We start from the raw sequence: 11,684 nt of genomic DNA on the forward strand, positions 1-11,684 counted from the left end.
GGCAGCAATCCGGCCAAAAGCGGACGTAGACTTGTTGCTCGGGCTGGCGCAGATACTCCAGATTGCGCAGCAATAGCCAGCACTCCTGCTTGATGCCCCGTCGCGTGGACTTCCCATGCCGGAGACGGTTGGCCGGACCTCACGAATCAAGCTGTAGAAACAGGCTGGCCTGATGAGTCAGCAGAATATCCAGGAAAGTTGCCGTCGCCGGCGACTTGTAACCCTCGGAGCGATAGCTCACCCCGATTACCCGCGTCATGGTGGTTTCCGCCAGAGGGATTTCCCGCAGACTGGCCTCCGCCTTCCCACCTAACAGGTGTTCACGTGCAATGAAACTGAGTAAGTCAGTACGGGCAATCAAACGTGGCATCAAGGAGATCGACGTGCTTTCCACCTGCACCATGGGTGTCGGCAGCTGCCGGCTGATGAAGGCATTGTCAATCCACTTGCGCGCACTGGCTGAGAGAGGTGGCAGCACCCAGCGATAACGGCACAGCTCGCGCTGGCTGATAGGCTCGCTGAAAAGCGGATGATCACGGCGTGCCACAACTACGGCCTGGTCCTCCAGCAGAGCATGGGTTTCCAGTCCCTCTACCTTGTCGACGTAGGGGCTAATGACCAGGTCCAGATTTCCCTGCAACAGCCCCTCGCGAAGCACATCGTCCATCCCAACCGTAAGTGTCAGTGTCACATTGGGAGCGAAGCTCAGCAGTGTCGCAGTGAGCTGTGGCAGCAGGTACTCGGCCATAGAGACTGCACAGCCCAGTCGAATATTTCCTACCAAACCATTGGCGAAGTCGCGTACCTCACGGCGCGTCTCATCAACGCTGTGCCGTAGCTGACGGCTTCGCTCCAGGAGCAAATGCCCAGCGGGGGTCAGCTTGATGCGTCGACCATCGCGCTGGAACAAGCTGGCTCCAAGGGATTCCTCCAGGCGTTGAATGCTCTTGGTCAAGGCAGGTTGGCTACGACACAGGCGCTCCGCAGCGCGGCCTAGGTGGCCAAGCTCAGCAATGGTCTCGAAATAGGCAAGGTCTCGCAGATCCATAATCGATAACTCTGAATTATCGGTTTATCACAATTAGAAAATAGACTTGATGAATCAGCACCAGAATACTGCCAATGCGCGTTGGACACACCCGGCCCCACAGCGCGCACGGAGAATCGCCTTGCCTACCCGTCCCTCTCTCGACTCCATTGCCCTGATGCGGCAGTGGCTGCTTCTGCTCATTCTCGCGGTAATCGCTGGTCAAGTGCTGCGACTGATCGGAATGCCAGCGGCTGACTTCCTCGGCTCCATGCTGGTAGCCATTGGACTTGGCGTGCGGGGCGCGCGCATCCGCGTACCAGCGCGCGCATTCAAGCTCGGTCAGGGTTGCATCGGCTTGCTGGTGGCTCATTCGCTAAGCGCCGAAACGCTTGCCAGCATTGCTCATGATTGGCCCGTCATGCTGCTGGCCACGGCGATAACGGTGGTGATGAGCTTGCTCGTCGCGCTTTTCCTCGTGCGCTACGGTGACCTACCCGGTAGCGCCGCGGCCTGGGGTCTGTCTCCCGGGGCGGCGTCCGCCATGGTGGCCCTGGCCGAGGATCACGGAGCAGACTCCCGAGTGGTCGCCACGATGCAGTACGTGCGAGTGGTCTGCGTCGTGCTGATAGGTGCAGTCGTCAGCCATGCCCTCGGTAGCGAAGTCACTTCCCCGCAAATCCCGGCAGGCACAGCCGCCCTTGGCGTCACTGTGCCTGCCAATGGCATCCTCACCATCCTTGTTCTGATCGGCAGTGTGTTGATCGGTGCGCGCTTCCCGGCAGGTGCTCTGCTCGTGCCGCTACTGGCTGGGTCGGCGATGCAATTGGGCGGTGTATTCATCATCGACCTACCACAGTGGCTGTTGTGCCTGGCCTACGGAGCCCTTGGTTGCTACGTGGGATTACGATTCGATCGCGAGACCTTCGACTTCGTCGTCCGTCGGCTGCCGTCCATGCTCCTCAGCGCACTTGCCCTGATTGCTCTTTGCGCACTGTCCGCACTTTTCATTGCGAATCTGCTGGGCAAGGACTTCCTCTCCGTTTATCTCGCCACCAGTCCGGGAGGGCTGGACTCCATGGCAATCATTGCTCTGGATACCCAGGCGGATGTCGGTCTGGTGCTGGCCATGCAGACCATGCGCCTGTTCGGCGTCGTACTGATCGGCCCATACTTGGCGCGACAGATCATCCGCCTGTCTCGATGAACGCACCGTCAATTGCTTAGATTGATGGCGCCAGTGAGCAGGGCCAGAAGAGTCATCACCAGGGAAGTCAGCATTGCCCACTTCCAGGTGAACCTCTGGAAGTCGCCGATATCGCAATCCAGCATCCCCACCAGCAACAGTGTCGAAGCTACAGGACCTCGGCGATGAGTAGAGGCCAGGATGGTCGCCGGATTGCTAACGCTACCGCAGCCTGGATCCGACTCCATACCTGGCGAGCACCGAGCTCCTGGAAATCAGCCGTTAAACTAATCAACCACTGCTGATGTACGCGCGCGCAGCAATAGACCTGTGCCCATCACCAGGGCAGCGCCACAGGCTGCAGCCAGGTGCTTGGACCAGGCCTCGTTCGGAATCCAGTTCGCCAACGCGATGTCGGTTACGGCCATGCCCCCGGCAATCCAGCCCAGCAAGCCGCCGCCCAGCAGCACAACCTGCGGGAAGTGGTCCATCAGCTTAAGCACCAGTTGGCTGCCCCAGACGATGATCGGGATGCTGATCAGCACGCCCAGGCTGACGAGAACCAGATTGCCGCCGGCGGCCCCAGCCACGGCAAGTACGTTGTCCAGACTCATGACAGCGTCGGCGATGATGATCGTTTTGATTGCAGCGAAGAAGCTCGCACCTGCCCTGACTTCGTGGGCCTGTTCGTCTTCGGGCAGCAGCAATTTCACGCCGATCCAGAGCAACAGCGCCGCACCTGCCAGTTTCAGATACGGCAAGGCCAGTAGCTGCATGGCGAAGAACAACAACGCGATGCGCAATAGGATTGCCCCTGCTACTCCACCGACGATGGCTCGGCGTCGTTGTTCCTCCGGAAGATGTCGACACGCCAGTGCAATGACCACTGCGTTATCGCCGCCCAACAGGATGTCGATGGCGACAATCTGCATAAGTGCCATCCAGAAAACAGGCTCACTCAGCCACTCCATAAATCCATATCTCCGCTATTGATAAAAAATGCCGGGGGCACAGCCCCCGGCTCCGGAACCTCCGCCGGCGCGACGGGTAGTCGAGACGGGTGGTCGGAAAAGCGTGGTTTGAGGATTAAGGGCCCGCGCGCCTTGTGGGCACGCGGGCGCGGCGCCCGCTCTTCCAAGCGCCACTTCGGGCTGGTAAGCCCGCATTCGGGACCTACCAGAGCGCGATGTCGTAGGTGAAATACAGGCGATTGTTGTCGCGGCCCCTGCTGTAGCTGGAGCGATAGGCGATGTTGCGCAGCTTCACACCGAGCCCTTTGAGCGCTCCCTGCTGCACCACGTAGGCAAGGTCAATGTCCCGCTCCCACTCGTGGGCGTTCACCTCGTTGCCGCGCAGTTCGGTCGTGCCATCCCGGCCTTTGAAATAGCGAACTCCGGCTGTCAGTCCAGGCACTCCGATGGCCGCAAAGTCGTAGGCATAACCGAGCATCCAGGTGCGCTCGTCTTCCTCGATGAACTTGCCGACGCCGGCATTGCTGAAGCTGTAGACCGTGGCGCCGTTGACGAATGGCAGCCCGCCTTCGCCATTCAGTTGCTGGTAGCCTGCGCTTAAGGCATGGCCCTTCAGGGTGTAGGTCAGCAGGCCGCTGTACATGTCGTTGTCCAGCTCGCCATTGCGTGCCTCTCCCGCATCCTGGCTGTGGAAGTAGCGCAGGTCGGTGGTGAGGCTGCCTGGCCCCAAGGGCAGGCTGTGGACCAGGCCGATGAAGTGCTGCTGGTAGAACTCTTCCAGCTCGCCATAGTAGTAACTCAGGGTCAGGGCCTTGCTGGGCTTGTAGTCGGCACCGGCGAACCAGAAGCCCTCACCGTCATCACCTGCGTATCCGTCGGCAGTGATCGAATGGTTGTCACTGGAGTCGCGCATGCGGAACTCGTCGAAGTAACCACCTGTGAGGCTTAGGTCGGCTATATCGGCGCTGGTGACCTGGGTGCCTTCGAAGGTTTGCGGCAACAAGCGCGCATCGTTGCGCACCAGCACCGGCAGCTTGGGCTGATGAGTGCCGTGCTTGAGCGTGGTACCGGCGAAGCGTGCCTTGGCGGTCAGGCCCAGGCTGGAAAATTCGTCCGCGGCCCGACCGTCATCGTGCAGGGGCAAAAGCCCGGTACCGGCGCGGCCGGCGCCGGAATCCAGCTTCACACCCAGCAGTCCCAGGGCGTCCAAACCGAAACCGAAGCGGCCAGGGGTGAAGCCGGACTGCATATCCAGCAGGAAACCCTGGGCCCATTCTTCCTTCTTCGACTGTGCGTTGGCAGCGGACTTGGCGGTCATGCCCGTCTCGTCCTTGAAGTCATCGTTGAAGTAGATGTTGCGCAATTGCAGGTTGGCTTTGCTGTCTTCGATGAAGCCGGAGGCCCCTGCGGCAGGTGCCAGGCAAGCGACTAGGCACGCCAGGGTGGAAGGCAGGGGCTTGGCGTTGGTTTTCATGGTGTCTTCACCTTTTTGTTCTGGACGCACTCGGCCAGCGGGCGCGCAGAAACACACCACGGGGCCAGATCTCAGGGGGCTTGCCCGACGTCGCCGGGCGCGGAAACTCAGGCGAGCAGCGTGATGGCACCCGTCAGCAGGGCCAGCACGGTAATGACGAGCGAGGTGAGGATCGCCCACTTGTAGGTGAAGCGCTGGAAGTCGCCGATGTCACTATCGACCATGCCCACCAGCAGGAGTGTCGAGGCCACCAGCGGACTCATCAGGTGCACCGGCTGGCCGAGGATGGAAGCGCGTGCGATTTCCACCGGATCGATGCCATAGGCCGCAGCGGCCTGGGCGAGGATGGGCACCATGCCGAAGTAGTACGCGTCGTTGGAGAGCACGAAGGTAAGCGGCATGCTGGTGATGGCCACCACCAGCGGGAAGAAGCTGCCCCAGGAGGATGGGATCATCTCCACCAGGGAGTTGGCCAGGGAGTCCACCATCTTGGTGCCGGAGAATATGCCGGCGAATACCCCGGCGGCGAACACCAGCAGCACCACGGTCATGGCGTTACCCGAGTGGGCGAGGATGCGCTCCTTCTGCAGGTCCAGCTGCGGGTAGTTGATCATCAGCGCCACCACGAAGCCGATCATGAACAGCACCGCCGCATTCATCAGTCCCATCACCAACGCCACCATCACCGCGATCACCAGCAGCAGGTTGAGCCAGATGAGCTTCGGCCGCTTGTTCGGGTTATCGGCCAGGATGGCCTTGATGTAGCAATCGTCGCCACCGGTCTTCAGGTGGGTGTTGCCGATCCGCTTCAGCTCTTTGCGCCCGAGAATGTAGGCGGTGAACACCACCCAGAGGGCGCCGCCCACCATGGTCGGTAGCATGGGGATGAAGTACTCGCTGGCGTCCAGCCCGAGCACGGCGATAGCGCGTGTGGCCGGACCGCCCCAGGGGCTCATGCCGCTCATGATGCTCAGTGACAGCATGGATACGCACGCGAGGATCAGCGGGTTCATACCGATGCGCTTATATAGCGGCAGCATGGCGGCCACGGTGATCATGTAGGTGGTGGTGCCGTCACCATCCAGCGCCACCAGCAGCGACAGCACAGCGGTGCCCATGGCGATCTTCACCGGATTGCCGTTGACCGTCTGCAAGATGCGGCGGATCAGCGGGTCGAACAGCCCGGAGTCGATCATGATGCCGAAAAACAGGATGGCGAAAAGCAATAGCGCTGCCGAGGGCGCCACCGTCTTCAGACCGTCGAGCATCATCTTGCCGAGCTCGGGCGCGAAGCCGCCGACCAAGGCGAAGACGATGGGCACTACGGTCAAGGCCACGACCGGAGACAGGCGTTTGGTCATGATCAGGTAAGTGAACACGACCACCATGGACAAACCGAGCAGAGAAAGCATGGCGTTGGACTCTTGTAATTATGGTTTCCAGCTCCATTTGGGCGTACGAGCCGCCGCACATGAAGCAGCTAATCGCCAGGGCGTGCAAGCGCCCCAGGCATCCTCACGATGAACGTGGATGACCGGTTGCAGCGCAGTTGTGACGTAAGCAGCGAGTGATGGAAGACTTCATTTTTTGTGACCCGTCTTGTGATTGTTGTCTGGGCGCATCGAGACGCGGGACAGCATTGGGAATCAGTGGATTGCATCCGGCATGCGGTAATAGAGACGACCATCCATGATCTTGCGGGCAGTACGGATCAGCGAGACTCGGGCGATATCCATCGGGTTGCCATCACGCAACTCGACTCGCAGGTCCAGATGACCTGAGGGGTGCTCGATACGCATGGACGCGAGGGGGTTGCCGGCTTCTACACGACTGGTTTCCAGGGCGAGGCGATGGGCCACGCTGCCGGGAACATTCACTGCGGCGCCAAGAGCGATCGCGCCAGTTACGGCAAGCGCCTTGTGGCAGCGCTGTGGTACGAAGTAGCGCGCACACAGCGTTCCGTCTTCGCCAACTGCCGGCGACAGCAGAATGGGTTTTGGCAGCACCGACTGGCTGACATCTCCCATGCCCATGCGGCGGCCCGCTTCACAGCGAATGCGCTCCAGACGCTCAAGCATTGCGCTGTTGGCATCCAGTGCAGCCGGATCGGCGTGAGCATCCACACCCAGGTCGCTTGCACGAATCATCACCGTCGGGGTCGCGGCATCCAGGCAGGTGACGTCGACACCCTCAATCTGCTCGATAGCATGGCCTGTAGGAAGCAGGGCCCCGGTCTTGGCACCCGCGACGTCCAGGAAGCTGAGACGAATACCCGCTGCAGAACCTGGAACGCCACTGATACTGGTATCGCCTTCGTATTCCACGCGACCACGCGGAGTGGGTACGAAACACTCAATGATGCGCTGAGTGTTGATGTTGAACACTCGCACTCGCGTCTCGCCGTAGGTGGGCGCCACAAGGCCAGTCTCGATCGCGAATGGGCCAACGGCCGAGAGCATGTTGCCGCAGTTGGGCGTGAAATCCACCCGGCGCTCGGTCACGTCCACTTGGGCGAACAGGTAGTCCACATCTGCGTCCGGGCGACTGGAGCGTCCAACCATGGCCACTTTGCTTGTAAGGGAGTTACCGCCGCCAATGCCGTCCACCTGAAGCGGATGGCCGGAGCCCATCAAATCGAGTAAGACCTGGGCACGAGCTTCCTGCGAATCAGGCAGATCGGTCATGTGGATGAAGGGGCCGCGCGAGGTGCCGCCACGCATAATCATGCAAGGGATGCTGTTCATCATCTTGGTTTAATCCGTGACCGTTCCAACGATGACTACAGCTTGTCAGCGCCCTTTTAATGCTTCAAATGCAAATATCAACTGCAATTGATAGGATATGAGCATTAATGCGCAAAGCAGAACCATAGAGGTCCTTTCATGCATAGAATAGAGTTCCTCGACCTCGCAGCTTTTGTGCGAGTGGCTGAATCACAGTCCTTCCAGGAAGCCGCCCAGGCACTCCATCTATCCCAGCCGGCGCTGTCTCGCCGCCTTCAGAAACTGGAAGAAACCCTTGGAGCGAAGCTGCTGGAGCGCACCACACGGCGCACCTGGCTAACCGAAATAGGCAAGGAATACCTGCCCCGGGCTCGACGGATGCTGGAGGACTACGAGTCCTCGATACAGGGAATACGTGAGCTCAAGACACACCAAAAAGGTACCGTGACGATCGCGTGCATCCCGACCGCGGCGTTCTACTTCCTGCCCAGTGTGATCCGAGTTTTCAATGAGGCGTATCCGGGCATTCGCATCCGAATACTCGACGTAAGCGCCAATGAAGGCCTTGAACGAGTGGTGAGTGGAGACGCCGACTTTGGCATCAACATGATCAGCGCCCAGCACCCAGACATTAGCTTCACGCCCCTGCTTCGTGACCCGTTCGTACTCGCAATGCGCAGCGACCATCCTCTCGCAGCGCTGCCTGAGGTGAGTTGGCAAGATTTGCAGGGGGTGCGACTCATCACTGTGAGCCGGGACAGCGGCAACCGCATGTTGCTCGACAGTGCCCTTTCAGGCCATGGAATCCGCCTCAACGGCTTTTACGAAGTGCAGCATCTATCCACCTCGTTGGGTCTGGTCGAATGCGGCCTTGGTGTAGCGATTTTGCCACGGATGGCCATGCCTGATGCCGAACATGAAAACCTCTGTTCCCGGGAGTTACCTCCCCCTCATATCGAACGCACTATCGGCCTGGTGCGTCGAGATGGTGAACCCTTGTCGAGCACCGCAGAACTCTTTATCGAGATGCTGCTCAAGCGATGGCGTGAATAAGGTCTTCTAGCATGCTTGCTTGAGCCAGGAGAGCGGCCGCCACGGTCATCGCCCAGAAGCTCAAATCCGTTGTCGAAAGGCTCAAGCCGCGAGCTGGTGAGCTGCCAAAGACCCTGTCGCCCCTGCCATCTTCTCCGTCCATGCCGTCCTTGCCACCCCCACCGCCCAGCCTGAAGCTCTTGCTACCCCCCGCCCGGTTTTTAGGGCCGGGCCGGACGAGTGAAGGCGAGGCGCGTTTGGCTGCATCGTCGAGCCTGGCCGAGCTCGAGAAGCCCGGATTTGAGCCGTTCCCCGGGCTACATCCTGTGGGGCCAGGGCAAAGATTCAACGTGCAATAAGGGTGGAAATATCTAATTCCATATTCGTTTAAGCCAGGACTTGAAAAGCTCGAGATCGCTTACATATTTCCCGTCGTCAGGGGCCGGAGTTGGGTACTTCGAGTCTCCTGTTCGAGATCATGTCAGTTAGCCGGAAGGAGGTTTGTCATGTACGAGTCCCTTCTTAATCTGTCGAGCGATCCCATTGCCGAGTTCGAAAGGCTGCAGCGCGAACTGCAACAAGTCCTGGGGCCTGGCCTCGGGCGTCCGGGCAGCATTCGTGCCTTGGCCAGTGGTGCTTTTCCTGCGATCAACGTGGGCGGCACGCCGTCCAGCATGGAAGTCTACGCCTTCGTTCCCGGCGTCGATCCGAACGACCTCGATGTGCAGATTCATCGAGGGTTGTTATCGATATCCGGCGAGCGCAGACCAGCACGCAGTACGGATGAGAGCAATTGCTCCGTGTACGCCAACGAGCGTTATTCCGGACGCTTCAAGCGCACCGTGAGCCTCAACGATGAGGTCGATACCGACAAGGTCGAGGCTCACTATTGCGACGGTGTTCTCCGCATCTCGCTGCTTCGGCGCGAGGCTGCGCAGCCCAGGCGCATAGCCATTCAGTAACAGCATCGGTTTGACGGAGGAGTCACCATGAACGACAAGCAAGCGGTCGTGCGCGGCGCGACTGAACCCCAAACACTGCTGCCGCGTATCGATGTCTTTGAGGATGACAACGGAATCCAGGTGTTCGCGGACCTTCCGGGGGTGCCCAAAGAGCGTCTCGTGGTCAATGTGGAAGGTGACACGCTTGTGCTGGAAGGGGAGATCATGCCGGCGATGTCCGAACAGCTGGAGGCCGTCTATGCCGAAGTCCAGCTCTCGCGCTTCCGGCGAGCCTTCACCTTGAGCTCCGAGCTGGATGCGACACAGATCGACGCTCAGCTGCGAGACGGTGTGCTGAGTTTGCGTATTCCCAAGCACGCGCATGCCCAACCGCGGAAGATCGCCGTGAGAAGCGAGTAGGCCCCTGAGTTCGAGGAGGTCGATCCCATGGATAAACTAGCTGAGTTCAAGCATGGCCTGGAGGAAACCTGGCATTCGCTGGGTGAGGGTTGGCGCCAGCTTCGCGATCGTGCCAGTGAGGCGCTGACGCGTTTCACTCCCGTCAATCGGAGCAGGAGCGCACTGGAAGATGCCTCCTCGCCACCAGCACTTGCCTCGAACTGGGGATTGCTGGCGGGCGATCTCTATGAGGATGGCGAACAAATCGTTGTCCGGCTGGAGGTACCAGGAATGGTGAAGGAGGATCTTGAGCTGGAAGTGCGGGGAGATGTTCTGTTCATCCGCGGTGAAAAGCGTGTCGAGCAGGAACGGGGGAATGGGCGCTACCGCGTCCGCCAGTGCACGTTCGGCAGTTTCCGGCGCCGCTTCCAGCTTCCCGCGCCAGTCATTGCCGAGAAGGCCAGGGCCAAGTGCAGCAACGGCGTGCTGCGTATCGAACTGCCCAAGGAAGCGCGTGCGCGTGGCCGGCGCATTGAGGTTCGCCAGGGCTGACACCGCGCCGCCTGGCGATCATCCTGCCGGTTACAGGCAAGGGAAATTGCCTCGACACCGCAGTAGCCCGCCCGCGACAAACTCTCGGGCGGGCAGTTTTCAACCGAGGAAGTAGAAGGCGCCAGAACTCACCACTCCGGATTACAGCAGCGTGAAGAGGCAGTAGCTCATGATCCTGGCTTGAGATGGCGTCAGTGGCGCGACTTCTTCGATGCTGGGACTGCCCTTGTTCAAAGTATGCTTCAACCTTAGGCTGGCAAGCGGTGGTCCGCACTTTCCGCGCAGCCTGTGTCTGTCCCTGGTTGCTATGTCGAAAAGGGGCCCCATTTTTTATTCGCACATTCACTGGAAAAGTTAGTCAAGCTGCTTCGTCGACTGCTGGTTTGTCACCCAAAAGGCCCGTGGGCTTGGGCCAACTATGGAGGCGCTAACGACCTGGTGGAATGAGTATGGGAGGAACGTACCGGTAAAGCCGGCCTCCCGCGGCCGAAAAACCAAGGCAACTGGGCCGAAGCCAAGATGACGGTGGGCGCCCCGATGCGGGCTGCGCCTCGTCGTATCCGCTGCTTAAAAAAGACGCCGGCACGCTGGTGAACCGTGCCGGCGAAAGCTTGATTCCCGACGAATCAAGCATCTCCACAACTCAGATGGGGCAGCCCTTGCTGCGGAGCAGGTCGTCAAAGCGCAGAGGATCGAGAGTTCCCGCCTCGATGGCTTGCATTAGCCCCGCTTCCCGGTCGAGCAAATCCCCGCAGCGTGACAGGAGCGCGTCCAGCTCGGCGGGCGATACCGCCACTACCCCATCAGCATCACCAATGATCAGATCGCCGGGGTTAACCACCAGACCGGCGCAGGAGATCGGCACATTAATTTCCCCACCACCGTCCGTACTGGGGCCACGGTGAACGCATCCGAGTGCGAAAACAGGAAGATCACCTTCGGCCCATTCGTCCAGGTCGCGAATGGCACCATTCACGACGACGCCGGCAATACCCGCTTTGAGGGCCATGGCTCGCATGATCCCTCCAATGACCGCACGGGTCTGATCGCCACTACCGTCGATGACCAGAACATCACCGGGCCTGGCCATCTGCAAGGCCTTCAGGATCATGAGATTGTCGCCGGGGCGTACTCGTACGGTGAGCGCGCTGCCGCACATATGCCGGGAACCATGGAATGGCTTGAGCCCCAGCCCGCCGACGTTACGCCCAAGGCAATCGCTAACAATTGCACTCGGCATGCCCCGAAAGGACTCCAACCATTTGGCGTCGAGCGCAGGGGGTGGCGGATTGATGATGTAGCCAGCCGGCCACGACTGGTTGGATTTGACGTTGAGCATGATGTTCTACCTCTAAAAACGGATCGCAGCTAGCTTGGGT

The 11,684-nt window shown here is 60.0% G+C and carries 11 protein-coding genes and 1 pseudogene; 5 read left to right on the forward strand and 7 right to left on the reverse strand.

From position 1 onward, the window contains the following. Positions 1 to 139: 139 nt before the first annotated feature. Positions 140 to 1,048 carry a LysR family transcriptional regulator gene (locus ACFW0H_RS12835; protein WP_422914283.1) on the reverse strand — a complete coding sequence of 303 codons (909 nt, stop codon included), beginning with the start codon at positions 1,046 to 1,048 and terminating at the stop codon, positions 140 to 142. A 115-nt stretch (positions 1,049 to 1,163) separates the two neighbouring features. Between ACFW0H_RS12835 and ACFW0H_RS12840 the strand changes: the two genes are divergently transcribed. After that, positions 1,164 to 2,234: an AbrB family transcriptional regulator gene (locus ACFW0H_RS12840; RefSeq protein WP_422914331.1), complete on the forward strand. Its 1,071-nt coding sequence runs from the start codon at positions 1,164 to 1,166 to the stop codon at positions 2,232 to 2,234. A gap of 8 nt (positions 2,235 to 2,242) precedes the next feature. Here ACFW0H_RS12840 and ACFW0H_RS12845 read toward each other — a convergent pair. The 5 genes and pseudogenes from ACFW0H_RS12845 to ACFW0H_RS12865 all read right to left on the reverse strand — a co-directional run. Further along, positions 2,243 to 2,386, reverse strand: a pseudogene (locus tag ACFW0H_RS12845) (damage-inducible protein CinA); the annotation flags it as partial. 114 nt (positions 2,387 to 2,500) lie between these two features. Beyond that, the gene (locus ACFW0H_RS12850) at positions 2,501 to 3,184 is read right to left on the reverse strand and encodes a TerC family protein (protein WP_422914284.1); all 684 of its coding nucleotides are present in this window, start codon (positions 3,182 to 3,184) and stop codon (positions 2,501 to 2,503) included. 202 nt (positions 3,185 to 3,386) lie between these two features. Next, positions 3,387 to 4,658 (reverse strand): OprD family porin, encoded by a 1,272-nt coding sequence (locus ACFW0H_RS12855; protein WP_422914285.1) that lies wholly within the window; start codon positions 4,656 to 4,658, stop codon positions 3,387 to 3,389. Between the two features lie 107 nt (positions 4,659 to 4,765). Then, complete coding sequence (locus ACFW0H_RS12860) at positions 4,766 to 6,070, reverse strand: CitMHS family transporter (RefSeq protein ID WP_422914286.1); 1,305 nt, start codon at positions 6,068 to 6,070, stop codon at positions 4,766 to 4,768. Positions 6,071 to 6,304: 234 nt separating this feature from the next. Next, the gene (locus ACFW0H_RS12865; protein ID WP_422914332.1) at positions 6,305 to 7,402 is read right to left on the reverse strand and encodes a 4-oxalomesaconate tautomerase; all 1,098 of its coding nucleotides are present in this window, start codon (positions 7,400 to 7,402) and stop codon (positions 6,305 to 6,307) included. 138 nt (positions 7,403 to 7,540) lie between these two features. On the opposite strand from ACFW0H_RS12865, the gene ACFW0H_RS12870 reads away from it, so the two are divergent. From ACFW0H_RS12870 to ACFW0H_RS12885, 4 genes are all read left to right on the forward strand, one after another. Then, positions 7,541 to 8,434: a LysR family transcriptional regulator gene (locus ACFW0H_RS12870; RefSeq protein WP_422914287.1), complete on the forward strand. Its 894-nt coding sequence runs from the start codon at positions 7,541 to 7,543 to the stop codon at positions 8,432 to 8,434. A gap of 485 nt (positions 8,435 to 8,919) precedes the next feature. Then, on the forward strand, positions 8,920 to 9,375 hold the full coding sequence (locus tag ACFW0H_RS12875) for an Hsp20/alpha crystallin family protein (RefSeq protein WP_422914288.1): 456 nt from the start codon (positions 8,920 to 8,922) through the stop codon (positions 9,373 to 9,375). Positions 9,376 to 9,402: 27 nt separating this feature from the next. Then, the gene (locus tag ACFW0H_RS12880) at positions 9,403 to 9,774 is read left to right on the forward strand and encodes an Hsp20/alpha crystallin family protein (protein ID WP_422914289.1); all 372 of its coding nucleotides are present in this window, start codon (positions 9,403 to 9,405) and stop codon (positions 9,772 to 9,774) included. Positions 9,775 to 9,801: 27 nt separating this feature from the next. After that, the gene (locus ACFW0H_RS12885) at positions 9,802 to 10,305 is read left to right on the forward strand and encodes an Hsp20/alpha crystallin family protein (RefSeq protein WP_422914290.1); all 504 of its coding nucleotides are present in this window, start codon (positions 9,802 to 9,804) and stop codon (positions 10,303 to 10,305) included. 643 nt (positions 10,306 to 10,948) lie between these two features. Here ACFW0H_RS12885 and ACFW0H_RS12890 read toward each other — a convergent pair. Further along, positions 10,949 to 11,644, reverse strand: a complete 696-nt coding sequence (locus tag ACFW0H_RS12890) for an RraA family protein (RefSeq protein ID WP_422914291.1) — start codon at positions 11,642 to 11,644, stop codon at positions 10,949 to 10,951. Positions 11,645 to 11,684: the final 40 nt, after the last annotated feature.

Source organism: Metapseudomonas cellulosilytica, from assembly GCF_049334135.1.
Lineage (GTDB): Bacteria > Pseudomonadota > Gammaproteobacteria > Pseudomonadales > Pseudomonadaceae > Metapseudomonas.

Bases quoted from the DNA above. Each gene is read 5' to 3' on its own strand.
- ACFW0H_RS12835 (WP_422914283.1), bottom strand. From the start codon at position 1,048: ATGGATCTGCGAGACCTTGCCTATTTCGAGACCATTGCTGAGCTTGGC.
- ACFW0H_RS12850 (WP_422914284.1), bottom strand. From the start codon at position 3,184: ATGGAGTGGCTGAGTGAGCCTGTTTTCTGGATGGCACTTATGCAGATT.
- ACFW0H_RS12855 (WP_422914285.1), bottom strand. From the start codon at position 4,658: ATGAAAACCAACGCCAAGCCCCTGCCTTCCACCCTGGCGTGCCTAGTC.
- ACFW0H_RS12860 (WP_422914286.1), bottom strand. From the start codon at position 6,070: ATGCTTTCTCTGCTCGGTTTGTCCATGGTGGTCGTGTTCACTTACCTG.
- ACFW0H_RS12865 (WP_422914332.1), bottom strand. From the start codon at position 7,402: ATGAACAGCATCCCTTGCATGATTATGCGTGGCGGCACCTCGCGCGGC.
- ACFW0H_RS12870 (WP_422914287.1), top strand. From the start codon at position 7,541: ATGCATAGAATAGAGTTCCTCGACCTCGCAGCTTTTGTGCGAGTGGCT.
- ACFW0H_RS12875 (WP_422914288.1), top strand. From the start codon at position 8,920: ATGTACGAGTCCCTTCTTAATCTGTCGAGCGATCCCATTGCCGAGTTC.
- ACFW0H_RS12880 (WP_422914289.1), top strand. From the start codon at position 9,403: ATGAACGACAAGCAAGCGGTCGTGCGCGGCGCGACTGAACCCCAAACA.
- ACFW0H_RS12885 (WP_422914290.1), top strand. From the start codon at position 9,802: ATGGATAAACTAGCTGAGTTCAAGCATGGCCTGGAGGAAACCTGGCAT.
- ACFW0H_RS12890 (WP_422914291.1), bottom strand. From the start codon at position 11,644: ATGCTCAACGTCAAATCCAACCAGTCGTGGCCGGCTGGCTACATCATC.